The following is a 26,162-nucleotide window of genomic DNA, read 5'->3' on the forward strand; positions in this document are numbered from 1 at the left end:
CATGTTGGCCCCGCGTGGAGATTGCTCCAGGTGACAATCATGTCCACGTCCCCTCACAACGGTTGAAGATCTTGTCACCGGCCTATTTAACCCCCATTCATCTAGACATGGGAGCGCCGGTTGGAAGCCAAGATCGAGGACTATGCCCTGATTGGAGACTGCGAAACCGCAGCGCTTGTGTCTTGTCACGGATCAATCGATTGGCTTTGCTTTCCTCGGTTCGATTCCCCCGCCTGCTTCGCCGCGCTGCTGGGGAATGAAGAAAACGGCCGCTGGTCGATCAGCCCACGCCAAAAATATCGGACAACGCGTCAGTATCAAAAGGACACCCTCATTCTTGACACGACGTTCGAAACCGACACCGGTGTCGCTGTTGTGCGCGACTTCATGCCGTTGCGAGATGGTGTCAACGACTTGGTCCGCATCGTGGAAGGCAAACGGGGTCGCGTCACGTTCGATTTTGAACTGGTCATTCGGTTCGACTACGGGCGCACGATACCATGGGTGACCCAGGCAGAGGATGGCATCCTCACGGCAATTGCCGGTCCAGACATGCTGATCCTTACCTCCCCCATCGAGCTGCAAGGTCAAGACATGCGCACGCGGGCATTTTTCGACATTTCGGAAGGCGAGCAGCTTGCTTTTACGCTCACCTACTGCTCATCACATCTACCGGTTCCAACGCCACGAAAGATCGAGCAAGCCGCCCGCGACACCTCAAAATTCTGGATCGACTTCGTCAGGAAGTGCCCAGATGTCGGACCTTGGACCGAACAGGTAAAGCGATCGCTGATCACGCTCAAAGCCCTGACGTACGTGCCCACTGGCGGAATTGTCGCAGCCGCAACGACGTCTCTGCCCGAACAGCTGGGAGGTTCCCGCAACTGGGACTATCGCTACTGCTGGCTCCGCGACGCAACGCTGACCCTGCTCGCGTTCATGAAGCTCGGCTACTACGATGAAGCGGCCGCGTGGCGAGATTGGCTGCTGCGTGCTGTCGCGGGCTCACCTGAGCAGATGCAGATCATGTATGGCGTCGCTGGCGAACGAAACCTGCTGGAGTGGGAGGCCACTTGGCTTGAGGGCTACCGCTCATCTCGGCCCATTAGGATCGGGAATGCCGCAGCTCAACAGTTTCAGCTTGATGTCTATGGCGAGGTCGCCGACGCGATGACCCAGGCAGTGAAAGGTGGGCTTCCGCCACATCCACGCGGCAAGACGCTGAACTCCGCCCTCATTCCATTTCTAACCAAAGTATGGCGGGACCCTGACGAGGGTATCTGGGAGGTCCGAGGCGATCGACAGCATTTTACATACTCTAAGGTGATGGCTTGGGTTGCGTTCGATCGTGGGGTTTGGATGGCGACGGAGGCTGGCGACACTGACCGTGCAAAAGAACTGCGCGCCATCGCAGACGAGATCCATCGTGAGGTTTGTGAGAACGCCTACGATGAAAAGATGGGAAGCTTTGTGCAGGCCTACGGTTCGACCACTCTCGACGCCAGTCTCTTGCACATAGGCTTGGTCGGCTTCCTGCCGGAGGATGATCCTCGCTACATTGGCACTGTCGCCGCCATCGAAAGCAAGCTCATGCGCGACGGGCTTGTCCTGCGCTACGAAACCCAGGACGTTGATGATGGATTGCCGCCTGGCGAGGGCGCGTTTCTGGCATGCAGCTTCTGGTTGGTCGATGCGCTAAGTCTGATCGGCCGCGAAGACGACGCCAAAAAGCTCTTCAATCGACTGCTCGAACTTTGCAATGACGTCGGTCTGCTTTCCGAGGAATATGACCCCCAGCACAAGGTGATGCTTGGAAACTTCCCGCAAGCGTTTAGCCATGTGGGCCTGATCAATAGCGCTCTCAACCTTTCTCGTTTGCATGGAGTTGCAGACGAGCGGTCGCGGGGCGCCGAGTGAGTGATCAGATCGCTGCTCCGTGCAATCAACGACGGCTCGCTGCAATTCTAAACCGAGCGAAGATGGCGGTGTGGACCCAAAACGCGCGGGCCCTAGGTTAAAAGTCATGCACGCCGAGTTTCTTTAGACGCATTCTCTTGCCCGATAGGATTTCGATGCCCGACATAAATGCCGACGCACAATCCAAGCGCATCCTCGCAGTCGATATCGGCGGCAATCACATCAAGATATTGGCGGACGGAATCGAAGAACGGAAGGCAAAGTCTGGGCCAAAGACTTCGGCGAAGGACGCCGTCGCTGCCATTCAGGCACTAGCGCACGGTGTTGACTATGATGTCCTTTCCATTGGCTATCCCGGCCCAGTGAAGGACAATCGGCCATCGCTGGAACCTGTGAACCTAGGTCCGGGATGGAAAGACTTTGACTTTGAACAAGCCTTCGGCAAACCCGTCAAGATTGTCAACGACGCCTTGATGCAAGCTATCGGCAGTTATGATGGTGGCCGGCTGTTGTTTTTGGGGCTGGGCACCGGGTTGGGCGCAGCGATGGTGATCGAGAACGTCGCTCAGCCGCTTGAGCTTGCACATTTGCCCTATAAAAAGCATGGCTCGTTCGAGGACTATGTGGGCCGCCGAGGTCTCGACGGCAGGGGACACAAGAAATGGAAAGCCTCAGTGTTCGATGTCGTTTCCCGCCTGCAGGCAGCGCTGCTGCCAGATTATGTCGTCATCGGTGGCGGTCAGGTGGACGAACTGGATGAACTGCCGCCGGGCTGCCGTCGTGGGGACAATAGATTGGCCTTTGTCGGAGCCAATCGGCTGTGGACCGATAAGGCGCTGATCATTTAGCCGCCTAACATAGGTTCGCCAAGCCATCCACATCGTATCAAAGGAGGTTACCGTGAATATTCGCGCCGCCACCGCGCAAGACGCGCCTGCGATCAGCGAGATGCTCCAGAAGCTTGTCGCCGCTGGAAAGCGGACCGCGCGAGCAGACATCGAATTTGTTCGTGAAAACTATACGGACAACCCGGTTGGCATCCGGTGCTGTCTTGCCGAGGACGAAAAAGGCAGTCTTCTTGGGATACAGTCTCTTATCCACGCAACCGAGGGCAACCGGTACGAAACGCCGGTTGGATGGGGCATCATAGGAACGCACGTGTCCCCCGACGCTGCTCGCAGGGGAGTAGGCAGGCGACTGTTCGAATGCAGCCGCGAGGCAGCAATCGAAGCTGGACTGTCCAAGATCGAGGCGTTTATCGGCAAAGATAACATTGTTGCACAATCATACTATGAGCGATTGGGGTTCGAAACCTTCCGTCATACAGACACTGCGGTGTGCAAAGTTTGGACAAGAGAGAGCTGAATGCGCTGTAAGCGCTTCGTATAGACCCAACCTCGGGCCGGTTTGATGTTCCTCATTAGGCATGCGAGGTAGCGTTCGGTTGTACGCAGGGATGGCGTTAGTGGGGCAATGTCAAAGCATGGAAAAGGGAGAGACATCCTAGAACACCAAATGCTGAGCGACCCATCGTGTAGCGCAATGACGGCGGGCTATTCGAGGTCTGCATCGATCCGTTCGATCAGTCCCGTGCTGTCCAATCTGACATCAAGTCGTCCGACCTCGTGACCGAAGTCGCCTGTGAAATCGACTCGAAGGCGCGCGCTGCGTGGGCCGAACGCCTCCACCGTCAGGAGACGTGTCACTGTCTTGTATCCCACGAAGAACCGCTCGACGTAGTCGCGGATGCCGTCGTGCCCGTCGAAACGTTCTCCGGTGGACGGGTCGTCGATCACCGCGTCCGGAGTGAACAAAGCCGTCACCGCGTCGGTATCGAAAGCGTTCGTCGCATTGATCAGACGTGCGGCCACGGCGTGGAAGTCAGCCTTTTTCTCCATCATCGTCACCTTTCGTGCTGCCAGCTCTTGAAGACAAACTCTAGTGTTGCCAACAAGATCGCGCACCTGCGATGCAAAGTAGCGCGGGTCATAGTGAAGCTGCGGCCCTGGCGCATGGATCGACGTGGCGCCCGCGGCAATCGCTGCGTCGTAGGCAGCGGCAACCGCCGGTTCTGAGCTCGCGACAAAGCCGACATGAACCGCCCCAGGCGAGGGTTCGCCTTGCCGCAGCCAAAAGAACATCCGTCCGCTTGCGCCAAAGCCTTTAAGGTCGGGATGGCCGACCGGGCCGTCCTTTCCATCGTAGTCGTGCCGCTCGATGATCCCGATCGGCCGAAGGCTTCTGGAATAGAACTTGATGGAGCGTTCCGTATCCAGAACCGTCAGAAAGATATGATCAAGCATCGCTGTTTTCCTTTAGATCACGTAGCCGCCGGAAACTTCGATGTCCTGTGCGTTGATCCAGCGGTTCTCGTCAGCGAGGAGACTGGCGACCACACTCCCAACCTCGTCGGGCGCGCCTACGCGACCCAGCGACGCCATAGCCGCAAGCTTTGCTTCGAATTCCTCGTTCAATCCGCCACCAAGGTCTGTTCGGATCGGCCCTGGAGAAACGGAGTTCGAGCGGATCTGTCGTCCGCCGAGTTCCTTGGCCAAGTATCGGGTCATCACCGCGAGGCCGCCTTTGAAGGACGCGTATGGAGCCACTCCGGCGAAAGCGACGCGGCTGGTCGCGCTCGTCATGTTCACGATGTGCCCGCCATCGGCCATCAGAGGCAGAAGCGTTTGCGTCAGGAAGAACGGTCCCTTGAGGTGGACATTGAACAGACCATCGAACTGGTCCTCGGTCACGTCAGCGAGGGGCGTGAACAGTCCATATCCCGCATTGTTGACCAGGAAGTCAAAGTCGCCGCGGCCGAACCTCGCTTGGAGCACTTTCTCTACGTTTTTGCGGAAGACCGCGAACGAATGGATCTGCGAGACATCCAGGTTTAGGGCGACCGCAAGGCCGCCGAGCTCATTTACAGAAGCGACGACGTCGTCCGCGGCCTCACGATTACTGTTGTAGGTCAGGATGACGCCCATACCCTTCGCTGCGCACATTCGCGCCGTGGCGGCGCCGATCCCGCGGCTCCCGCCGGTGACAATAACGATCTTCATGACAAGTCTCCAATGTCGGATGTGGATGACGATTTGATATCCGCGGCAGCCGCGCAACGCTCACCCGATCCTCCTCGATCATTGCCTATTTCTGCTTTCCTCTTGCTGAAACTTTTGGCGCGTGCAATCGTCCCTCCGATGGAACAACAGCTTGAAGAACTCCGACATCTGGCTGCGCGAGCGGAGAACCGCCGAACCGAAACCGGGATACCCCGAGTGGCGATGGTGCAAGGAGAGATCCCGGAGCATCAATTAGCCGCCGTCTACGAACCGATGGTCAATCTGATCCTGACGGGATCGAAGTCCATGACGGTTGGCGACCGGACATTTCACTACGATCCGGCCACCTATTTCGTAATGTCGGTCGACCTGCCGGCCGTGGGCTCGGTCCATCCGGATGAACGTGGCCGACCATACCTCGCGATCAGTCTCACGCTCGATCCGGCCATCGTTGCGAACCTGATCGCTGACCTGCCAACGACTGCCGGCGGAACCCTCTACAGCTCGGGATTTTCGGTGGCTCCAATAACTCCCGAGCTGCTCGATGCCTGGGTGCGCATGCTTCGTTTGATGGACCGTCCTGACGAGGTCGCTGCTCTGGCATCTGCCTACGAGCGTGAAATCCTGTTCCGTGTTCTGCGCGGGCCGCTTGGCTGGATGCTCCGCGAAATTGCAATGCCCAACACGCCTCTCTCTCGCATCGGCGATGCTATTCGGTGGATCCGGGGAAACTTCGCGAAACCTCTCCGCGTCGAGGAACTGGCGGAGATGACCGCACTCAGTGTGTCCGCGTTCCATCGCCACTTCAAAGCGGTAACAGCGCTCAGTCCTATCCAGTACCAGAAGAATGTCGTCTCCTGCATGCGCGTTCCCTGCTGCTATCAGGGGAAGGCACGGCGACATCGGTGGCATTCGGCGTCGGGTATGAAAGCCCCAATCAGTTCAGTCGGGAGTATGCTAGGCAGTTTGGCCTGCCGCCGCTCAAGGACGCCGCAAGACTGCGGGTGCGGGCAGTCTAACACTGGGCGGCATGCGGCGGGTGGCGAGCCGCCGCCCGTGACACGGATTGTCTCGCAGCCTTCTCAAAAGTGTCCGACGGCCGAACGGATTGTGCGCGGGCGGCTGCGACGTTGATCGCGAGATCGTTCAGCACGTATGGCGGCGTTGAATTTCAGAGATTGTTTGAAACTCCACCCACAAATCCGAACCGGCGACACAGACCGCCAAGCTCCTTGCATCTATGGTCCTCGCTCTATGAGCGCCTCACTTGAAGTGCGACGGCGATGGCGCTGACCAGCCCGCCGACCGAGGCTACCGCGAGCCATCCGGCGTTGGTCCAGACAGCAATGGCCACGGCCGATCCAATCGCGCCGCCAAGAAACATGGAGCCCATCAGGACCGTGTTGAGCCGGGCACGCGCGTTCGGGTTTAGGGCATAGACCAGCGATTGGTTCGATACCAACGCGCTCTGCATTCCGAAGTCCAAGGCAGTGACCCCAATGACGAGGCCGGGGATAGTCGGAGACGCCGCAAATAGCGCCCACGACATCAAGGCGATGATGGCGCCGAGCCGCACCACGATTGCCGGACCTCTGGCGTCGGCGACACGGCCGGCGATCGGAGCGGCGACCACGCCGACGGCACCAACGATGCCAAAGAGGCCTGCGACCTCGGCTCCGAGTCCGAGATCAGGCTCAGCAAGGCGAAATGGCAGCGCAGTCCAGAAGGCTGAGAAACCGGCAAATATCAGCGCCTGAGTCACGGCCGCCCGCCGCAGTTCCGCAAGTTCCTTCCACAGCGTGCCGATCGACGATATCAGCGACCGGTACCGCATCGATGTCGAGACAGGAACATAGGGCAAAATGCCCCACATGCTCGCCGCGCCGATAAGGGCGACCGCGACCGCGATCATATACATTTCCCGCCAACCCAGGGTGGTGCCGACGTAGCCCGCGACCGTTCGGCTCAAGAGGATACCCCCGAGCACGCCGGACAACAGGGTTCCGACCGTCGCGCCGCGTTTCGCGGGTGTCGCGAGGTGAACCGCGAACGGGATGATCTGCTGAGCGACCGTCGATGAAATTCCGACGAGAGCAGAGAATACCACGACCATCACCGTGTTGCCGGCATAGGCGACACCAAGAAGAGCGATGGCAAGGATGATGAATTGGCCGACGATCAGGCGCTTGCGCTCGACGATATCTCCCAGGGGGACCAGCAGGAACAGCCCCAAGGCATAGCCGAGTTGCGTAACCGGCGAGATCAGTGTTGCGGCAAGCGGCAGATCCTTTCCGATCAATTCCAGCATCGGCTGATTGTAGTAAATGTTGGCAACCGCCGCGCCGGCACCGAGCGCCATTGCGAAGGTAAGAGGCGTCGTCATTTTCGGTAACGCCGTCGGTTGATAATGGATGGTCATGTCGACGTCCTCATTGTTGATGGGCGAGAATATCAGGCTGACGTGCTTGTTCTGCAATTGAAGACAATGCACAATGTTCGTACGTTTTTGAACGGGGTCTGGTATGGAATGGAGTGATGTCAGGATTTTCCTCGCTGTTGCCAGAGAGGGAACGCTAGGAGCGGCCGGCCGCTCCCTCAAGCTCAGCCACCCGACGATCAGCCGGCGTTTGCGAGCGATGGAGGATGCGACAGGGCAGACGCTTTTTCAGCGAACCAGCGATGGTTACGTTCTGACCGAGGAAGGCTCTGCAGTGCTATCGATCGCCGAGCATATGGAAGAGAGTGCATTGGCCATTCAAAGGCGGCTGGCAGGAGATGTCCAGAAGCTCGAGGGAGCCCTTCGAATCTCCTCTCCAGACTGGTTCGGAGCCTGGGTCCTTCCGCCCGTTGTCGCCGCGTTCGTGAAGATGTACCCTCATGTCGACACTGAAATTCTGACCGGGACTAGGCTCTTCAGTCTCGCGCAGCGGGAGGCCGATGTCTCGTTCCGCATCTCGCCGTTTACAGAAGCCGACGTCGTACAGCGCAAGCTCATCGAGATGCCCTACGGCGTTTATGCTGCGGCGGATATAACTCCACCCCGGGTCGGCGAGGGCCAGGGATGTGCTCTTGTAACCATGGACACATCCCTCGGCGCCTTTCCCGATATCGACTGGCTTAAATCGAAGCTTCCACAAGCCAAGGTTATCGTCAAATCGAACAACCGAAACGTCCAGGCGCAAATGAGCAGTGCCGGTGTCGGCATCGCCGTTCTGCCGCGGCCCGTCGGAGACAAACAGCCAAATCTGCAGCGACTGGATCTGGGCGAAGACCCGCCAAGCCGCGATATCTGGATGGGCTATCATCGCGATATTCGGCGCTCAGGACGTCTCAGGGCATTTGTCGAACTCGCGGTGAGCCTCCTCTCTGGAGTACGTTGAATTCAGCTGCATTCGTGAACGTGATACGGACTGCTTTCCTCACAAATTCTCTTGATGTCATTCACCGAATGTCTCCTTCAACACGGCGGCCGCCTGAGCCAGGGCACCTCGCGCAGCAGGGGTCTCCGCAAGCGGTCCCAGGACTGCAAAATCATGAATGGTGCCTAGAAAGCGGACGGCGTTCACTCTTACTCCCGCCTGCATCAGCTTTCGTGCAAACTCTTCGCCTTCATCCCTAGCGATATCGTTCTCGGCAGTCATGACGAGCGTTGGCGGCATTCCCTCCAGTTCCCTGATCCGGGCCTCCGTCGGTGAGGGAAGTGCGGCATCTGCTTGGTCACCCAGTTCTTTCAGGATCTGCGACATGAGTTGGCCTGTCATCCATGGTCCTTCGGAAAAGGCTTCATGGGAGGCGGTCTCGATGTGGTTGGAGAATATCGGGTTGAACAGAATTTGAAGCGCGATTGCGGGATCGGGACGGTCCTTGGCGACCATCGAAACGACTGCGGCGACTTTCGCTCCGATACCATCTCCTGCCACCGCCAACCGCGAGCCATCGAGCCCAAGTGAGCGGCCATTATGCTGGATCCCCGAGAGCGTTGAAAGGGCGCACGCCACCCTTGCCGATAACTGCCCCTGGCTCGCGTCAAGGCAGAAAATCGCGATACGGCTGGCAACGGCCAAGTCGAGGCACAAACGCGTCGCGTTCATGGGGCCGCGATCTCCTGTTCTTGACGCGCATAAAAAGACAAGGACCGGGCTCGGTGACCCTGCACCTTCCGGAAGAACCAGGCTGCCGCGGATGCGGTTTGGCGGGAATTCGACGTCGATGTCGATCACCCGGGCTGCGGCATTGTGGGGGGCATCGGTAGCGGACATGCGCTCTCTCAATTCCTTTATGCTCCTCGCCGGCCCTTGAAAGCGGTCGAGGAATTCTTGGGTCAGGGTCTCGAGCACGGGATTGGCCGAGGCAGGCGTGATATGAACCGGCATTGTCTGATGGCTTTCTTGAAGAGCTTGGGAAATCATTGCGCGTAGGCGCGGCGGCGGCGGAAGCTGCTCGGGGTCTCCCCGGTCGCTTGCCGAAAGAGCCGGGAGAGGTGAGCCTGGTCGGCCATGCCGCACTCAAGCGCGATCTGGACAAGCGGCTCGCCGCTCTCGATCAGCAGCTTCTTGGCGCGATCAATGCGCCTGCCCTGAACGTATCCATGCGGCGGCACACCAAAGCTTTGGCGAAACGACTTCGAGAAGTGGCTGACGCTCAGGCGGCACAAAGCCGCAAGATCTTCGCAGCGGATAGACGATGACAGATGCTCTTCAACGAACTGGCTGACGCGCTTCATTTGCCAGGGTGCGAGACCGCCGGTAAATTCCGGATCCGGTTCGTTGCGGAGCAACGCACGCGCCTTGTCGAGGTAGACCCTGACGGCGTTGACGTCGCGATCCACCTCGAAACCGGCCTGATCGAGGAGTTCGGTCAGGGTTGATGCGATGCTTGCGGGCAAATCCTTGACGGCTACCGGTGAGATCGGACCGGCTTCGGTAACGCGATAGAGAGACATCGGAAGTTCCTTTCGGCGGGTTGAGGCCAATAATCGGTTGTTGATGACCAACATTTACCGCCGACAAGGCCCGGACCGTGACTTAAGCTTTGTGAAGAGTTGCAAACGAGATTAAGGGGCGCTTTGCGCAACCGCCCTGCACAGTCGTTTTGCGCAAGAAAAGTAATTGCTTCCAAGGACGCCGAGCTTCCCGGTTGATAAGATTATGACCGGAAGCGCCTCGATTTATGGACGATCATGCAAGATAGCACCTCCTACACGTTCGACCGGTTCACACTCTCGATTGGGCAAAGGTCGCTATTTTCCAATGGAGAGCCTGTTCGTCTGGGCGCTCGAGCGCTCGAGCTGCTTATTCTGCTAGTGGAGCGGGCGGGAGAGCTGGTCACCAAGGATCAGTTGATGCAGAGAGCATGGCCGGACGCCACCGTCGATGAGAACGCCATGCGTGTCCATCTTTCCGCTTTGCGCAAAAGCCTGGGCGAGACAGCGGATGGCGCCAGCTTCATCCAGAACGAGACCGGGCGCGGCTACAGGTGGGTCGTTCCCGTGGTGGTGACTGGAGCGGGCGGCCAAAGGGCGGCGGTCGATGCAAAGCCCCTTTCCCAATTTCTTCCAGCAAATCTTGGCCAGGTAATCGGCCGTGACGAGGTCATCCAGGGACTGGCGGAACTCTTTCCCGAAAAGCGGCTCGTCACGGTCGCCGGTCCGGGGGGCATCGGAAAGACGACAGTTGCGCTCGCGGTCGCTCACAGGGTGGCCGCCGAGCAGGGTATCGCCGGGTGCTTCGTTGATCTTGCGCCGCTTTCGAGTGGAAGCCTGGTGGTGTCAGCGCTGGCCAGTCAACTGGGTCTGGCTGTGGCGGGACTGGCAGAGCAGGGGATCGTTGCAGCCCTGGCGTCGCGGGCCATGCTCATCGTCTTCGATAATTGCGAACATGTTGTCGATGCGGTCGCGCAGCTGGCTGAAACAATTCTGCAGTCGGCCCCCGACGTCAGCATCCTGATCACGAGCCGCGAACCTCTGCGGGCGGCGGGAGAATCGATCTTCCGCCTTCAGACCCTGGCGGTCCCCGCTCGTCAGCCGGACATGACGGCGGCCGAGGCGTTGGAGTTTTCCGCAGTCCAGCTTTTCTGCGCGAAGGCGAAAGCGAGTTCAAGCAGTTTCGAATTTCAAGATGGGGATGTCTCCGCGGTACTCGATATCTGCGAACGGCTGGACGGCATCCCGCTCGCGCTGGAAATGGCGGCGTCCCGAATGGATCTCCTCGACGTCCATGCGATGGCAAAGCGTCTCGACGACCGTTTTTCCGTTCTGACGAAGGGGCGGCGAACGGCAATGCCACGCCAGCAGACGCTGCGCGCCACGCTCGACTGGAGCCATGATCTTCTGTCTGAAAGGGAGAAGGCTATCTTCCGGCGGCTGTCGGTATTCCGCTCCTCGTTCGAGCTCGATGCAGCCTTAGCAGCGTGCTCGAGCGCTGAGGTCGAAGAATTTGCCGTCTTTGATGCACTGACGGCACTTGTCGACAAATCTCTCGTGACGATGGACCGGCGCGATCGTTCGTCACTCTACCGTCTGCTGGATACGACCCGATTTTACGCGGCCGAGAAGCTTGGCAAGGGGACGGAATTCGACGAGGTGATGCAAAGACACGCGCAACATTGCCTCAAGCTCTTCGCTTCGGAGGTAACGACATGGGACGGGAAGAACCCGGGCCAATGGCTCGCCGCCAACAGCTGGCGGGTCGATGATCTTCGCGCCCTATTCGATTGGGCATTCACAACAGGGGACAAGCAACTCGGCGTGGAACTGATCATTGCTTCTGCATCGCTCTGGTTCCATCTCTCGCTTCCCTCTGAATATCTGGCGATCGCTCGTAGCGCCATGAGTGCTATTGCGGGGACAGAGCTGATCGGTTCGGTCGCGGAGTTCGAGCTTCAGGCGACATATGGTCATGCACTGTGGCACACGGTGGGTCCGACGGAAGATATGAACGACGCGTTTTTGCGGGCGGGAGCGATAGCCGGCCAGCTCGACCTTCCATCCCACAAGCTGAGAGCCGAATGGGGGCTGTGGGCCCGTGCAATCCTGTTCGGCAACTACGGGGAAAGCCTTGTCCTTGCGGAACGTTTCAAGCAGCCCGCTTATGCGACCGGGGAGCTTGCGAACATCCAGACCGCCGACCATATGCTTGCACTCTCCCATCATTTCATCGGCAACCAGCCGCAAGCGCTCGAGTTTTTGATGAAGGTGATTGCGGGTGACGATGCTCCCGTCCGCGCCAACCATACCAACCATGCCCAAGTTGACGGGAAGACGGCGGTGCTGGCATTGCTCATGCGCATTACTTGGCTGCAGGGCGATGCGGATGCCGCACTCTCCCTTGCAAAAGACTGTGCCGCCGACGTCCTCACGCTCGATCACGACTTGTCTATCTGCTACGGTCTTGCCATCGGATGCATTCCCGTGGCCCTGTGGTGCGGCGAGTTGGCCCTTGCGAAAGAATGGAACGGCCATCTGATGAGCCGCACGACCAGGAGAGGACTGCGTCATTGGCAGGTCTGGGCCGAGGGTTTCGCAGCTATCCTGGAAGGCAAGACGGTATTTCCCCGGGACGCCACCGCGATGCAGGCGGAAGTGTTCGCGGCAATAAGCCCGGATGCCTACAGCGACGACCTTATCGTCAGGCATCACACGGAAGGGAGCCTGTGGTGCGGGCCGGAATTGCTGCGCATTGCAGCACTCCGATCGGCGGAGCATCCGGGCAAGGGGATTGAAGACGCTCTCGGGGTTGCCTGTGGGATCGCAGAGCGGCAGGGCGCAACGGCTTGGGTGACACGAATTGAAGTCTCGCTGCGGGAAGCGGTTGAATTGGAATAGTTTTTCCTTTCACCCGTTGCAGGATCAGAACGGAAGCGTACGCTTCAGAATTCATAACGGGTGCTCGCAGTTCATGTCCCATAGATGAAACCTGAACTGCGATCAGGCTGTGTTGTCCAAGCTGACTAAACGTTCTCGATCCTTAGGACTTTCGCTGTAGCGGCCCTGGATGTCCGACAGGCATCGGCGTCTACTTTCAGGTCGATCCCGTATGTCGGGATCATCCGTTTCAACGATGGAAGCCACGCATCCTCTGTTATTTTGTCGCCGAAGCAGGTTTCCAGCACACGTAGTGCAATGAAGGCGGCAGTCGAGGCGCCCGGCGACGCGCCCAGCAGCGCCACAAGCGACTTGTCGGCGGCAGGCACAAGCTCGGTGCCAAATTCCAGAATGCCGACCCGATCGCTGTCCGGTTTGATGATCTGGACGCGTTGCCCAGCGACTGCCTCTTTCCAGTCCCCTCTCTTGGCCTGCGGAAAGAATTCCTGAAGCATGCTGAACTGATGTGATGAGCTCTGCAGCACCTGACCGATCAGATACTCCGTCAGATCGATATTGTCCTTGGCCACCTCGAGAAGAGGCAGAATATTGTCATGGGTGATGGAGTGGAAGAGATCAGTCAGGGAGCCGTGCTTGAGAAACTTGGATGAGAAGCCGGCATAGGGACCGAAGAGCAGAGATTTACGTCCCGCAATGATCCTAGTGTCCAGATGAGGAATCGACATTGGGGGCGAGCCGCTGGCCGCCTTGCCATAGACCTTTGCATGATGCCGCTCGCTGACCTCGTCGACATCGCAGCGCAGCCATATGCCACTGACGGGAAAGCCTCCATAACCTCGACCTTCGGGGATCTGCGACATCTGAAGGAGATCGAGTGATGCTCCTCCCGCTCCAATGAAGACGAACTTTGCCGAAACCTCCTGGCGCGTGCCGCCGAACGTATCCTCGACCAAGATCCGCCATCGGCCGCTTTCCTCGCGGTTTAAGCCGACGACCTGCCGATTGTAGTGGATACCGAAACCCGACTGTCCGGTCAGCTGCGCAAAAAGCAGGTGGGTCAGGGCGCCATAGTCAACGTCGGTGCCCGTTATGATCCGTGTGGCCGCGACAGCCTCAGTCGACTTGCGACCTTCCATGATCAGGGGTGCCCATTCCGCGATCTTTGCCGGATCCTCGGTAAATTCCATGCCGTGGTAGCAGTGATGCGCGGACATTTGCCTGTAGCGCTCTCGCAGAAACGCAACATTCTCGGCCCCCCTTACGAAACTCATGTGCGGGCAGGGGTGTAGAAAAGCGCGGGGGTCGGGTATGGCCCCTTTCTTCACCAGATAGGACCAAAGCTGCCGGGAGATGTCGAATTCGGTGTTAACCTCCAACGCCTTCGATATGTCCACGCTGCCATCGGCGCGCTGGGGTGTGTAATTCAGTTCGCAGTTTGCCGCGTGGCCGGTGCCGGCATTATTCCACGCCTGGGAGCTTTCCTGTCCACAGTCATTCAGCCTTTCGTAGACTGCGACCGTCAATGAGGGATCGAGTTCCTTCAGCACCGTGGCCAGTGTAGCACTCATGATGCCAGCACCAATGAGAACAATGTCAGGATTTTCGTTAGTCTCGAACGCCATTTTTTGTTCCACCCTTACGCTGTAGCCGGAATAAAGCGAAGATCAGCGGTTTCGTCATAGACTACATAGGCCCGCCGCCATGGCTCGGAGCCAATCAATCGCCACTTGTGACCGGAACCGCTATTATCCTGTGCAAGAAGTACATCGCCTGGGCGGAGAGTGAATGTCGCCCCGGATTTGGTTTCGAATTCGAGAGTACCTGACAATGTTAGGACAAAGCGCGGAACCGGATCCTGGTGCCATTCGAACGAACCACCGGACGCGGTTTCTCGAAACGAGATGTTCTTGGCTGCCACAGCCTGCCCGATGAAGTCGCCACGCTCTCCTTCGGAGAGGTCGATCATGCCTTCCTCAAAAACGGAATTTCCGTCGGCCGCAGTCCACATTCTGACGCATCTGATCATTGTTCTCATCCCTTTCTTCAAGCGCCGGCCAGACCCCGGCCGACCATTTCGAGAGGCTCGATGGTTTTGTCGAAAAGCGCTGCATCGACCTTGCCGGAAGCGAGAGCCGCCTCGCGAAGGGTCGAGCCGTCGGCAATTGCCTTTTCAGCGATATGTGCGGCGTTCTGATATCCGATCACGGGCGAAAGAGCGGTGACCAGCATGACGCTGCCCTCGACATAGCCGTTGATCCTTTCTCGGTTGAGCTCCGTGCCGTCCACCGAAAACTCTCGGAATCTGTCGCAACCGTCAGCAAGTATCCGAGCCGAGTGCAGGAAATTATTGATGATCACCGGACGCATCGCATTCAGTTCGAAATTTCCCTGGCTGCCAGCGAATGCAACCGCGGTATCGTTGCCCATCACCTGGATCGATATCATCACGATTGCTTCACACTGTGTGGGGTTCACTTTTCCCGGCATGATGGACGACCCGGGCTCGTTCGATGGCAAAAGCAGTTCTCCGAAACCACAGCGTGGTCCCGAGGCAAGCCATCGCATATCGTTGGCGATCTTGATTAGCGCGACCGAAAGGCTTCGCATGGCCGCATGGGATCGCACGATCGCGTCAAGAGATCCCTGGGCCGTGAATTTGTTCGGGGCCGTCACAAAAGGCTTGCCGGTGAGCTCGGCGATTTTTGCGGCGACCTCACGGGAAAAGCCTTTGGGGGCATTGAGGCCGGTACCGACCGCGGTTCCCCCGACCGCCAGCTGATAGAGACCTTCCCGGCTTTCCTTGATCGATGAGACGGCATCGCGGATCTGGCCGGCCCAGCCATACCACTCCTGACCGACAGTCAGGGGAACGGCATCTTCGAGATGGGTTCTGCCGATCTTGACGACATCCATCCAGTCTTGCGCCTTGCGCTCTATGGTGTCGGCAAGTTTTTCAATTGATGGCAGCAGCATTCTGTCGATCGCGTCGACCGCCGCAATGTGCATCGCTGTCGGAAATGTGTCGTTGGAGGATTGCCCCATATTCACATCATCATTGGGACCGACCGGCTTTTGCGAACCGAGAACGCCGCCCAGAAGCTGGATGGCTCTGTTCGATATGACTTCATTCACGTTCATATTCGACTGGGTCCCGGAGCCGGTTTGCCAGACGTAAAGCGGGTAATGATCATCGAGTGCGCCTGCAATGGTTTCGTCGGCGGCGCGCACAATGGCATCGCGCTTCCAGTTCGGAAGCCTGCCTGCCTCGGCATTGACGAGCGCGCACGCCTTCTTCACGTAGCCATAGGCGTGGTATACGAGCTTCGGCATACGATCGTCGCCAATATCGAAATGACCGAGCGACCTCTGCGTCTGCGCACCCCAATAGCGATCCGCGGGAACCGGAACGTCGCCCATCGAGTCATATTCGATACGTTCGCCGCTTGCATCAATGCCAATCGGGGCATCGTTCATCACCAAGTTGTCTTCATTTGTTTCAGTCATGCTGTCTCCCTTCAATGGGTGCTGTGTGTGTTTTCGCCCGATCCGGCCAAAGAAAGCGCGATGCCGATGCCGATAGCCGTCGTCGTGACCATCGTGGTGATTGCCAGTGCGATCGTGGTTGAAACAAGAAGGGGCGACGCGGCCGATCCCTGTGTCATGATAGCCAGCCCTCCGATCCCGGCACGGAAACCGTATGATCCAGGGATCAACGCAACTACACCCGGAAAGGCGAAAGTCACTGCCGGAGCGCGATAGACACGGGCAGCGAGACGCGCTATCGCGCCTGCTGCAAAGGCGCCGACAAAGGAGGCCATAGGCAATGTCATACCCGCTTGCTCCAGTGATGTGCGAAGCGCGTGACTTGCCATCCCCGCAGCGATGCAGAACCCAACCGCGCGGGGAGAAACGTTAAAGGTTATGGCGAAACCTGCCGCCGCCAAACCTGCGAAAAGCAGATCGGGGAGTGGAGACAGGGAACCAGGCCCCTGGTCGATTGGAAGCATTGCGCCACTGAGGGAACCGACCGCGTAAAGGGCAAAGGCGATCGTCAGTATACTGGCCGCCCCTGTCGTCAGTCGCGTTACACCGTTTGCGGCATTGCCAGAGCTGATCTCACGGATGCCGTTTATCAGCGGAACGCCCGGCACGAGGATCATCCCCGCGGCCGTCAGTGCAAGAACGGGAGAGGCGTGCGGGACTAGTTTCAAGACGAGAATGGCCGTTAAGCCGCTGATCCCTGCGACGATAAACACGCTCACAAACGGATTGTCGGAGAATTGCGCGAAAATTTTTCTGAGGGCCCCACTGAGAATTCCCGCGACACACGCGGCCGCTACGACAGACCATTTTGCTCCGAAAAGTTTGGCCAACGATGCGCTGGTAAACCCAACGCCAATGATGGCGCTGAGAGCGGAGTATCCTTGAGGCGAAAGCTCTATCGCGTCGAGACGTTGCTCGATGATGTCAGCATCCTTCAAACCACCCTTAATGTCGTCAATAAGTGTCTCCACAGCGGCAAGCCGCTCCATGTTAACTGAACGCACCGAAAATTCCGGGCCGAGCTTTGTCACAAACCTATCCGTCGTTCCGACCGTGGCAAGAATAGCCTCAGGCGTGACCAGCACATGCACCTCCTGTCCCAGCCCTTGGGCAACACCGCTCACGCCCGTTAAGACATGTTGGGTGTCTGCGCCGCTGAGGAACAAGAGACGTCCCACACGCGATGCTAGATGTACGGACCGTTCCGCAGAAATTGAATGTGGGTCGATCGCAAGAGCCATATCGCCTTGACCTTCGTCATCCTAATGCTGTGGCTTTGAAAGCGCTGTCCGTGATGGAGCCTGTCTTCGTGCAAGATGATTCATCTCGTCTGCGGAGCAATCTGGTGACCGGTGACCAGACGGAGCCTGTTCAACATAGACTTCAGCCTTGCCTTGATGCAGTCGACCATGTCTCATGGTTCCCGTGCTAGTTGAAGAGAAGCTAGCATGGTCAGAAATCTGAGGACTTGTCGAAATCCACTGTGATTGGACGATCCTGAGATATCCATTTGGCCGGCGGAGCGGCAGCAGCCAATTCGTCCAACTACCGTAGATGCATGCAAGCTGAAGCGGATGGTCAGAGCTACGGTGATCGAGGCTCCGGTAAAGCAGAGGACGTCTCTTGGAAGAACAGGCTCAAGGCCGAACTTGGCCATCTACGACGATCAACGTCAATGGTGCGGATCATATCGTCACCGGTCCTCCAGATATGCCGCTGTTGTGGGCGATACGGGACCATCTAGGTCTCACGGGGACAAAGTTCGGATGCGGCATCGGCCAATGCGGGGCGTGCACGGTCCATATCGACGGCCGACCCGTGCGGTCTTGCGTCTTGCCTATCGGTGAACTTGAAGGGCAGGTCACGACGATAGAGGTCATTGGCGAGACTGAGGTCGGCAAGCGTGTGCAATTGGCCTGGCTGGAGCTTGAGGTCGCGCAATGTGGATATTGCCAGTCAGGGCAAATCATGGCGGCAGCCGCGCTTCTGGCGCGCACGACAAAGCCGAGTGATACCGACATTGATGAGGCGATGGCAGGAAACATCTGTCGCTGCTGTACCTATGTGCGGATCCGCGAAGCATTGAGGACAGTATGATGAGCAAGCGACCGTCGGCCTATGCAGATGGATTGAGCCGTCGCGCCTTTCTGGCAGGCGCCGGGTTGGTTGTCGGCTTCTCTCTGGTTAAGGCGGCCCGAGCGAATGAGGCAGACGACCTCAAGGCAATTGGTGCCTATGATGCCGCCGGCACGGGTTTCAAAGGATTTACTCCTGACGGCTTCATCCGGATCGGCGTAGATGGAACAATCGTGCTCGTCGTTCCGAGCGTGGAGATGGGCCAGGGCATTGCCACGGCCGAGGCAATGATGATTGCCGAGGAGCTGGAAGTGCAGCTGGATCAGGTGAAGGTTGAGATGTCCCCTCCCGACCCGACGGCGTACAATCAGGCGCTGTTGAAAGGTCAAGTTACCGGTGGATCGACTTCGACCCGCGCGTTCTTTACACCGCTGCGGAAAGCCGGTGCCGCTGCAAGAGAAATGCTCGTGGCGGCCGCTGCGGCTGAATGGCAGGTCAACCCGTTTGACTGTCGCGCTGAACTTGGGGTGGTGTACCACGACGCGAGCCGGCGAAATGCGAAATATGCGGAGTTGGCATTGGCCGCCGGCCGTCAGTCGGTTCCGGCCGATGTGAAGCTGAAGCCGGTTGAAGAATTCAAGCTGATCGGTAGATCGCTCAAACGCGTCGATACGCCCTCAAAGGTCAACGGTAAAACCAAATACGGCATCGATACCTATGTAGAAGGAATGCGTTATGCCGCCTTGGCAATGGCGCCCACCATTGGCGGTAAGGTCAGGTCCATCGCCGAAGGAACGGTGCGCCAGATGGATGGCATCGTTGACGTCTTGCGGATCGATAATGCTGTCGCTGTCGTTGCCACAAGCTATTGGATTGCAAAAAAAGCACTCGACCAGATCGATATCGATTGGGATGCTGGGCCGAATGCTGGGCTGTCCACAGAAGCCATCCTCAATGATCTGAGAAGCGCGACAGGTACGCCGCTGATAGGGAGCGCGAAGGGCGACGCCGACGCTGCTATTGCTTCCGCGCCCGTACGTGTGGATGCATCCTACGAGCTTCCATATCTGGCCCACGCCTCACTTGAACCCATCAATACGACGATCCACGTTCGCGCCGATAGTTGTGATATTTGGGTCGGTACCCAGGTGCCCGAGATTGCGCGCACGGTTGTCGCCGAAATCATCGGTATGCCGCCGGAAAAGATCATGCTGTACAATCACATGGTGGGAGGCGGATTTGGAAGACGACTGGCCGTCGATACGATCCAGCAGGCGGCGCGCTTTGCAAAGCAGGTCGACTATCCGCTGAAAATCATGTGGACCCGCGAACAGGACATCGAGCACGACCGTTTCCGGCCGATCTACGTCGATCGGATTTCGGCAGGTCTGGGAAAGGATGGTAAACCTGTTGCGCTCATCCACCGAACAACCTGTTCGACGGTCCGGCCATTCTACGACCGTAAGGAATGGCCGGCCAACAAGCTAGACCCGGACGCTGTCGCCGGTGCCGCTGATCTGCCCTATGGTATTCCCAACACGCGCTCAGAATGGCTAAGACACGACGGCCCAGTCCCGCTAAACTGGTGGCGCGGCGTTGGAGAGACGCACAACATTTTCGTGGTCGAGAGTTTCATTGATGAACTCGCGCACAGGGCCGGCGTCGATCCTATCGCTTATCGTCGAAGTCTTCTGGCGCTGGATCCACGCACGCTTCGTGTCCTCGATCGCGTCGAGAAACTGTCGAACTGGGATGCACCTCTCCCGAGAGGAGGCGGCCGGGGCGTCTCGATCCATGATAGTTTCGGTAGTCATGCCGCTGTTGTCGTCGAGATAAAGCTGGACGACATTGGGATGGTTTCGCTCCAGAAAGTATCCGCTGTTGTCGATTGTGGTTTGGCCATCAATCCTGATGGCGTCGTTGCGCAGATGCAGGGAGGTATCCTCTTCGGTCTTTCCGCTGCACTCTATAACGGTATCACCATCAAAGAGGGGAAAGTGGAACAGCGCAATTTTAACGATTATCGTCAGTTGCGACTAAATGAGACACCTGAGATTATCGTTGAGGTTATCAAGAGCACTGAGCCGCCGGGTGGTCTGGGCGAGGTTGGCACAGTTTCGGCCGCGCCTGCTTTATGCAACGCCATATTCGCTGCAACTGGGCAACGGCTTCGTTCACTGCCGGTGAACAGGGCACTCCTGCACAAACGTCAAGCCGATCAAAGAAACAGCTTTTCGTTGCTTGATGGTGGAGCCCGGTCATGAGATTTCCCTGGAGGTCCGCTGCAGCCTGTGCGCTCGCTGCTGGCGCCGCATTGGCCTTCTTTGTTCTTCCACATGGGTTGGATCCCATCAAGGAAGCGAACATGGACCTGAACGACAAGGCGCTTGTCGAGCGTGGTCGCTATCTCACGCTCGCTGGAGACTGTGCGGCCTGCCATACCACCGCAGGCGGTAAGCCGTTTGCGGGGGGATTGGCGTTCGAACTGCCGTTTGGAAAGATTTACTCCGCAAATATCACGCCGGATATCACCTCGGGCATAGGCTCGTGGAATGGTGCCGAGTTCGTTAGAGCCATGCGGCATGGCGTGGGCAAGAGCGGCGAGGATCTTTATCCTGCCTTCCCCTACACGTCCTATGCCAAGCTTAGTGACGCGGATATGGTTGCGATATTCGCGTATCTCAAAACGCTGGCACCTGTGGGCGATCCTGCTCCTCAAAATCAGCTGGCTTTTCCCTTCAATCAGCGCTGGTCGCTTCGGGCCTGGAAGCTGCTATTCCTGAACACCGATCCCCTTGAAGCAGACACCGGGAAATCTGCGCAGTGGAACCGTGGCGCATACCTCGTCCAAGGCCTCGCGCATTGCGGAGAGTGCCATACGCCGCGAAACATCCTGTTTGCCAGAAAATCCTCAGAAGAATTGTCAGGCGGAACCGTGGACGGATGGCGAGCATGGAACATAACTCCGGACATGAAGTCGGGCATTGGCATGTGGACTGACGCGGCGATTGCACATTACCTCTCTCAGGGTTGGGCAGAGGGCCATGGGGCGGCAACCGGGAGCATGAAGCAAGCGATCGATTTAAGTCTTGGAAAGCTTGAAGCCGGTGATATTGATGCCATCGTTACATATCTTCGCTCCATTCCATCTGTTGAAAACGACGATCCGGCTCGGATCCCGTCTACATCAAGTATGGCGCGCGCGCGTTCTTGGTCGTCAGGCGATCCTGACGCGTCCGTCGGCAAGTCTCTGTTCGAAAGTGCATGTGCGAGCTGCCACGGCTGGGATGGCTCCGGTCAAGCGACGCGCCGTCAGTCGCTGATCGGAGACCGCAATGTCAGTGATCCTGGAGGAACGAATCTGATCAGGCTTTTGCTCGAAGGTGCATCTTCCGAGGACCGTGATCCAGGCCAATCTATGCCATCTTTTGCCGCCGCCTATGATGATCGAGAATTGGCCGCGCTCGCGAATTATGTGATTGCGCATTTCGGTGGCAAGCAGGGCGTCGTTACTGCGGATACGGTCAAGTCTGCCCGGGCTAGCGGCATTTAAAAAGCCAAAGCTGGCGACCAAATGAACTGAAGAACTGCTCTGAAGCGGCGGCGACAGGCTCGTCGTCTCCACGGACACCGTGAGGTTTAAAGAGTTCTTCTTCACGAGGCCGCTTTACACACGACTTGGGACCGATACGTCTTTTGCCAAGGGAGACCACAATGCGCCTGCCCCCGTTATCACCAAACGAACTCGATGCCAGACAAAAGGCGCTCTACGATGAAATGAAGGCCGGTGTCGGCGCTAAGTATCAGGATTTCGTTACCATGCGTGCAGACGGGGCGTTCCTAGGACCTTGGAATGCCTGGCTGCACCAGCCCGAGGTTGGGGAGGCATTCTGGACCGTCACCAAGGCAATGACTGCTTTCAAACATCTGGACGACGCCGTTAGACAGGTCGCCATTATCGCGGTGGGAACCCACTTCGGGGCGGCCTATGAAGTTTATGCGCACTCGGCGGTTGCAAAGAACAGGCATTCGATGAGTGATGCGCGGCTTTCGGCATTGGCGGCCGGTGAGCGGCCAAGTGACCTGTCGGTATCGGAGGCGGCGGCGCTCGACGTTGTCAAGGCGCTGCTCGGTGGCGGCATGCTACCTGATCTGGTCTATAACCACGCGCTTCAGGTGTTCGGAGAAGCCGGTACACGAGAGCTGATCTGGCTTGTCGGGCACTATTGCTCCGTTTCCATGACGCTGAACGGCTTTGCCATTGGCGTGCCTCGGCAGGGCGACTAAATGCGGCAGGATCGGCTGAGGGCATCCGCTTCAGCCAATCCACCTTGGCGTAACTCGAAATACGATTACCAGGAAAATTTCAGCTCGGCGCCAAGATAGTTGCCATCGCGCCCGCCCGCATGTCGGATTGTCGAGCCTACAGTATAGTGCACTGCCTCCAGAGCTCCGGTCAGGTTGGGTGTGAACGCATAGTCGGCGCGCAATTGGACATATGCACCCGTCCAAGCATCGCCGTGACCCGCGGTGTTGGCGACCAAGATGGTTGGTTGCGTATAGACGGCGTCTGCTGTTGTCATGCGCCAAAGGAAGCCCATAGCAGTTGTCATCGACAATTTTTCGGCAGGTTTGACCGTGATCGACGGCTTCAAATGGATCAGGTTCGAATAGCCCGTATATCCGCCTAGCGTGAAGTAGTACCCATTGGGGAAAAGCGGGTTGAATGTCTCGACGGTCTTATCGCCTCGGTTTCGGTCGCCCGAGGCCACGTCGAACTGGAGCCCCACTCTTGGCTCCCAGGAGGCATCGGCGAAGGTATATCCTACGCGTGCGCCCAGCGCCCAAGCTTTGATATCGCTTGACCCCACGGTCCCGAGCTGGCCCATGCCCTCGAGATCCCAATCGAAATTATGAGAGCTTCCCGCAAAACGGGCGTCGAAAACATGGCGTATTTCGTCTCCGGCGGCGTCAAGGTAATGCGCATCGTCTCGGTCATACAGCGCGTAGTAGGCGGAAAGCTCATTCTTGCCGAGGACCTGCCGCTCGATGCGAATGGTGCTGAAGGTGAAATGTCCGTTAGAGGTGTCGTCAAAGATCTCATCGCTCCGGTACTGGACCGGCTGGCTGACGAAACCCAGGAGACGCCACGGTCCGCTTTCCCAATCGGCCCAGACCGCATCGAAGGACTGACGGACGTTTGGCCCATCGCGAGACGAAACAAAGCGCTGCAGATCGAAAGCGAAATCCTGCCGTCCAACGCGTGCCTTGAACGTCCCTGCGTCGAATGTCTCGGAATAGCCGAGAAAGGCAAGTCTGAGATCGAGTTTGTTTTCATCGGCGCCACCGATATCTGCTTTTTCAAAGGCGCGGTCGTCCTCGAACTGAGTGAAAAACTGCCAATTTTCATTGAAATGCGTGTCGATGTGTATTTGAGCGCGCTGGAGAAGATAGGAATCCCGCGCGCCGTCTCCGATCCCGAATCCCGGCGCCGTATTGACCTCGTAACGTTCACGAAGAGTAAGCCCGAAAGAGACGTAACTTTCAGGCTCAGCGGGAAACAACGGGATATACTTGAGATCATCCAGCGGCATCGTTTTCAGGTTTGGGTCGGATAGCAACGACCAATCCTCTTGCCAGCGATTTGTTTTGATCGCCGGCCGCTTCGACGACGGGGCAGGGCTCTCAGCGTGCGCGATCGCGCAGGAAATCGACAGGGTGAGCGCCGGGAGCGCCGACAAGACGGTCCTCTTCCCGTATCTGCTCCAGACTTCGTTCGGGAATTTCTTCGACCTTCTGCTTGCGGATATCATTTCGACACCGCATGAACTTCGGCGATGTAACCGCCGGGAAATTGAACTATGGACGTTTGACGGTTCCGGGCTTGATGGGGCGGCACCAATACGTTTACACCGAACTTTTTCGCCTTCTCCAAGGTTTGCTGAAGATCCTGGACTTCATATCCCGTTGTCTCATAGCCGTAGGGGTAGGGCAGGTGCCCGTCGGAGACCAGTACGAGCATTCGTCCGAAATCAGACTGGACTTCGATGCGCCGGAACTTGTCGCGCGGCTTCCCGATTTCTGCCGCGGACGCATCTTTGTCGTCGGCGACGACCTTGCCGCCGGAGAAGGTCAGGAAGTCCTTTAGAAACTCGTCAACGGCGCCCGGCGGAATATAGGCGCGGTTTTCGGGTATGGTCTCCAACGGTTTGTAATCGGGGTGCTTGGTGTGCCAGTACAGCTGCATATTGAGGCCGCCGGGCCATTGTATGACGGCGTCACGGCCGATGGGATCCGGAAACGCCTCGACGATCACGTTGGCGCCGGCGTCGCGCGCGGCCTTGACGGCGATGTCTAAGTCCCGGACGAGATAGCCGTTGCGTTCGAGCCCGAACGGATAGGGGACCGGGGTCTTAAATCCAAAGAGAGAAACCGTACCGGCCGGGGTCTGAAGCAACTGGCTTGTCGTGCTGCTTGGCGTCGGCGTCACGGTCGCGACTACCTGTGGCGTGGACTGTCCGCCAAAGGTCCCAAGAAACGCCTGAACGAAGGTGTCCACCTCTGCGGGTGCGACATAGACATGCGTCGTGTCATATTGCGGTGCGACAGCGACCGAAGAAATCGGAGGGTTTGCGAAAGCGCTGGATGCAAGGGTGACTGCTGCGATGAAAGACAGCGTTAGAATGGACGTTCGGTGGCGCATGGCTGCTCCTGTAGCGGGACCTGAAGTTTTAAGGTTTCCGATATTACAGCTTGCATCGATTACCATGCTTGGATGGACCAATGCAGTTTTGTCGTTTTGACGGCTCCCAGCGAACGCGATGTTACCTCATACTCCGGTGAAGCGGTGCCTCGGAGCGAGCGGACGAGGTGTTGCGATGGTGTCGTCCAAATGCCGTCTGATCCAACAAGAACGATCTTGGCTAACCCTCTAGGCTCCTGACCATCCAAACGTCCTTAGGAGCAAAGCCAAATGACCTCAACGTCGCGAAAGCCAACTGTCATCCTCGTCCACGGTGCGTGGGCCGATGGTTCAAGCTGGCAAAAAGTAATCCCGCTGCTGCTGAAGGAAGGCCTTCCCGTGATCGCAGTTCAGAACCCGACTTCCTCGCTTGCCGATGACGCGGATGCCACCCGCCGCATTATCAACTCCGTTGACGGTCCGATCGTTCTTGTGGGCCATAGCTGGGGTGGCGCTGTCATCACCGAAGCTGGGAATGATCCCAAGGTGAAAGCCCTCGTTTATGTTGCCGCTTTTGCCCCAAAAGCCGGCGAGACCGTGGGCGACCAGGTCGGCAGGCACCCTGCACCTCCAGGCTTGTCGCAGATCCGGAACGATGGCGCAGGCTATTTGACGCTTTCGGAGGACGGTTGGGTGAACGACGTCGGGCAGGACCTTCCCAAGGAGGAGGCGCGGGTGCTCTGTGTACTTCAACCCCCGCTCGCGGCCAGCACGTTCGGTGACAAGGTGACCCAGCCCGCATGGCTGTCGCGGCCAACCTGGTATATCGTATCAACGGAAGACCGTGTCGTCAGCGTTGACCTTGAGCGTGAACTCGCAGCCGCTATGGGGGCAACGACCACAGAGCTCGCGGCCAGCCACTTGTCGCTGCTTTCCATGCCGGAAGCGGTCACCAGTGTGATCCTCGCTGCAGTGGCCGCGGTCGAGGCCGCTTGACGTCCGGCACTCCTGTTGGCATCAAGTCCGTTTGATGGTCCGAATAAACAAGGGCGCCGAGACTACT

Annotated in this window: 21 protein-coding genes and 1 pseudogene; 11 read left to right on the top strand and 11 right to left on the bottom strand. The window is 58.0% G+C overall.

Features of this window, described 5'->3' with window-relative positions; genetic code table 11:
* The first annotated feature begins 120 nt into the window (after window positions 1-120).
* The 3 genes from ACIQUB_RS16965 (at window position 121) to ACIQUB_RS16975 (ending at window position 3,282) form a co-directional block, all read left to right on the top strand.
* Window positions 121-1,917 carry a glycoside hydrolase family 15 protein gene (locus ACIQUB_RS16965; RefSeq protein ID WP_402930831.1) on the top strand — a complete coding sequence of 599 codons (1,797 nt, stop codon included), beginning with the start codon at window positions 121-123 and terminating at the stop codon, window positions 1,915-1,917.
* A gap of 155 nt (window positions 1,918-2,072) precedes the next feature.
* The gene (locus tag ACIQUB_RS16970; RefSeq protein ID WP_402930833.1) at window positions 2,073-2,765 is read left to right on the top strand and encodes an ROK family protein; all 693 of its coding nucleotides are present in this window, start codon (window positions 2,073-2,075) and stop codon (window positions 2,763-2,765) included.
* Window positions 2,766-2,817: 52 nt separating this feature from the next.
* A complete protein-coding gene (locus tag ACIQUB_RS16975; protein ID WP_402930835.1) occupies window positions 2,818-3,282 on the top strand; it encodes a GNAT family N-acetyltransferase in 465 nt (154 codons plus the stop codon).
* 188 nt (window positions 3,283-3,470) lie between these two features.
* On the opposite strand, the gene ACIQUB_RS16980 is transcribed toward ACIQUB_RS16975, so the two are convergent.
* Window positions 3,471-4,220 (bottom strand): nuclear transport factor 2 family protein, encoded by a 750-nt coding sequence (locus tag ACIQUB_RS16980; protein WP_402930837.1) that lies wholly within the window; start codon window positions 4,218-4,220, stop codon window positions 3,471-3,473.
* A gap of 12 nt (window positions 4,221-4,232) precedes the next feature.
* A complete protein-coding gene (locus tag ACIQUB_RS16985; RefSeq protein WP_402930838.1) occupies window positions 4,233-4,976 on the bottom strand; it encodes an SDR family NAD(P)-dependent oxidoreductase in 744 nt (247 codons plus the stop codon).
* A gap of 138 nt (window positions 4,977-5,114) precedes the next feature.
* On the opposite strand from ACIQUB_RS16985, the pseudogene ACIQUB_RS16990 reads away from it, so the two are divergent.
* Window positions 5,115-5,995, top strand: a pseudogene (locus ACIQUB_RS16990) (AraC family transcriptional regulator N-terminal domain-containing protein).
* 233 nt (window positions 5,996-6,228) lie between these two features.
* Here ACIQUB_RS16990 and ACIQUB_RS16995 read toward each other — a convergent pair.
* Window positions 6,229-7,575 (bottom strand): MFS transporter, encoded by a 1,347-nt coding sequence (locus ACIQUB_RS16995; RefSeq protein WP_402930840.1) that lies wholly within the window; start codon window positions 7,573-7,575, stop codon window positions 6,229-6,231.
* On the opposite strand from ACIQUB_RS16995, the gene ACIQUB_RS17000 reads away from it, so the two are divergent.
* A complete protein-coding gene (locus ACIQUB_RS17000; RefSeq protein ID WP_402930842.1) occupies window positions 7,499-8,356 on the top strand; it encodes a LysR family transcriptional regulator in 858 nt (285 codons plus the stop codon). The two genes, ACIQUB_RS16995 and ACIQUB_RS17000, sit on opposite strands and share 77 nt — an antisense overlap.
* A 57-nt stretch (window positions 8,357-8,413) precedes the next feature.
* On the opposite strand, the gene ACIQUB_RS17005 is transcribed toward ACIQUB_RS17000, so the two are convergent.
* Together ACIQUB_RS17005 and ACIQUB_RS17010 are read right to left on the bottom strand one after the other, a co-directional pair.
* On the bottom strand, window positions 8,414-9,349 hold the full coding sequence (locus tag ACIQUB_RS17005) for an alpha/beta hydrolase fold domain-containing protein (RefSeq protein WP_402930844.1): 936 nt from the start codon (window positions 9,347-9,349) through the stop codon (window positions 8,414-8,416).
* Between the two features lie 32 nt (window positions 9,350-9,381).
* Window positions 9,382-9,969, bottom strand: a complete 588-nt coding sequence (locus tag ACIQUB_RS17010; protein WP_402930848.1) for a helix-turn-helix transcriptional regulator — start codon at window positions 9,967-9,969, stop codon at window positions 9,382-9,384.
* 186 nt (window positions 9,970-10,155) lie between these two features.
* Here ACIQUB_RS17010 and ACIQUB_RS17015 point away from each other — a divergent pair, with 186 nt between their 5' ends.
* On the top strand, window positions 10,156-12,798 hold the full coding sequence (locus tag ACIQUB_RS17015) for an ATP-binding protein (protein WP_402930850.1): 2,643 nt from the start codon (window positions 10,156-10,158) through the stop codon (window positions 12,796-12,798).
* Window positions 12,799-12,923: 125 nt separating this feature from the next.
* On the opposite strand, the gene mqo is transcribed toward ACIQUB_RS17015, so the two are convergent.
* From mqo to ACIQUB_RS17035, 4 genes are all read right to left on the bottom strand, one after another.
* Window positions 12,924-14,420 carry a malate dehydrogenase (quinone) gene (gene mqo / locus ACIQUB_RS17020; protein WP_402930852.1) on the bottom strand — a complete coding sequence of 499 codons (1,497 nt, stop codon included), beginning with the start codon at window positions 14,418-14,420 and terminating at the stop codon, window positions 12,924-12,926.
* A gap of 14 nt (window positions 14,421-14,434) precedes the next feature.
* Window positions 14,435-14,764, bottom strand: a complete 330-nt coding sequence (locus tag ACIQUB_RS17025; protein ID WP_402930854.1) for a cupin domain-containing protein — start codon at window positions 14,762-14,764, stop codon at window positions 14,435-14,437.
* Between the two features lie 77 nt (window positions 14,765-14,841).
* On the bottom strand, window positions 14,842-16,302 hold the full coding sequence (gene fumC / locus ACIQUB_RS17030) for a class II fumarate hydratase (RefSeq protein WP_402930855.1): 1,461 nt from the start codon (window positions 16,300-16,302) through the stop codon (window positions 14,842-14,844).
* Window positions 16,303-16,313: 11 nt separating this feature from the next.
* Window positions 16,314-17,582 carry a threonine/serine exporter ThrE family protein gene (locus ACIQUB_RS17035; protein WP_402930857.1) on the bottom strand — a complete coding sequence of 423 codons (1,269 nt, stop codon included), beginning with the start codon at window positions 17,580-17,582 and terminating at the stop codon, window positions 16,314-16,316.
* 382 nt (window positions 17,583-17,964) lie between these two features.
* Here ACIQUB_RS17035 and ACIQUB_RS17040 point away from each other — a divergent pair, with 382 nt between their 5' ends.
* The 4 genes from ACIQUB_RS17040 (at window position 17,965) to ACIQUB_RS17055 (ending at window position 22,704) form a co-directional block, all read left to right on the top strand.
* Window positions 17,965-18,438: a (2Fe-2S)-binding protein gene (locus tag ACIQUB_RS17040; RefSeq protein ID WP_402930859.1), complete on the top strand. Its 474-nt coding sequence runs from the start codon at window positions 17,965-17,967 to the stop codon at window positions 18,436-18,438.
* The gene (locus ACIQUB_RS17045; RefSeq protein ID WP_402930861.1) at window positions 18,438-20,681 is read left to right on the top strand and encodes a molybdopterin cofactor-binding domain-containing protein; all 2,244 of its coding nucleotides are present in this window, start codon (window positions 18,438-18,440) and stop codon (window positions 20,679-20,681) included. The genes ACIQUB_RS17040 and ACIQUB_RS17045 overlap by 1 nt, the downstream gene beginning before the upstream one ends.
* A gap of 101 nt (window positions 20,682-20,782) precedes the next feature.
* A complete protein-coding gene (locus ACIQUB_RS17050) occupies window positions 20,783-21,970 on the top strand; it encodes a c-type cytochrome (RefSeq protein ID WP_402930863.1) in 1,188 nt (395 codons plus the stop codon).
* Window positions 21,971-22,131: 161 nt separating this feature from the next.
* The gene (locus ACIQUB_RS17055) at window positions 22,132-22,704 is read left to right on the top strand and encodes a carboxymuconolactone decarboxylase family protein (protein ID WP_402930865.1); all 573 of its coding nucleotides are present in this window, start codon (window positions 22,132-22,134) and stop codon (window positions 22,702-22,704) included.
* Between the two features lie 65 nt (window positions 22,705-22,769).
* Here ACIQUB_RS17055 and ACIQUB_RS17060 read toward each other — a convergent pair whose 3' ends face one another.
* On the bottom strand, window positions 22,770-24,230 hold the full coding sequence (locus tag ACIQUB_RS17060; protein WP_402930867.1) for an alginate export family protein: 1,461 nt from the start codon (window positions 24,228-24,230) through the stop codon (window positions 22,770-22,772).
* On the bottom strand, window positions 24,227-25,120 hold the full coding sequence (locus ACIQUB_RS17065; RefSeq protein WP_402930869.1) for a glyoxalase: 894 nt from the start codon (window positions 25,118-25,120) through the stop codon (window positions 24,227-24,229). Before ACIQUB_RS17065 ends, ACIQUB_RS17060 begins: the two co-directional genes overlap by 4 nt.
* A 270-nt stretch (window positions 25,121-25,390) precedes the next feature.
* Here ACIQUB_RS17065 and ACIQUB_RS17070 point away from each other — a divergent pair, with 270 nt between their 5' ends.
* Entirely contained in the window at window positions 25,391-26,095 is a 705-nt protein-coding gene (locus ACIQUB_RS17070) for an alpha/beta fold hydrolase (RefSeq protein WP_402930871.1), read from the top strand.
* Window positions 26,096-26,162 lie beyond the last annotated feature (67 nt).

This window comes from Rhizobium sp. NPDC090275, from assembly GCF_044772225.1.
In the GTDB taxonomy this organism is placed as follows: domain Bacteria; phylum Pseudomonadota; class Alphaproteobacteria; order Rhizobiales; family Rhizobiaceae; genus Rhizobium.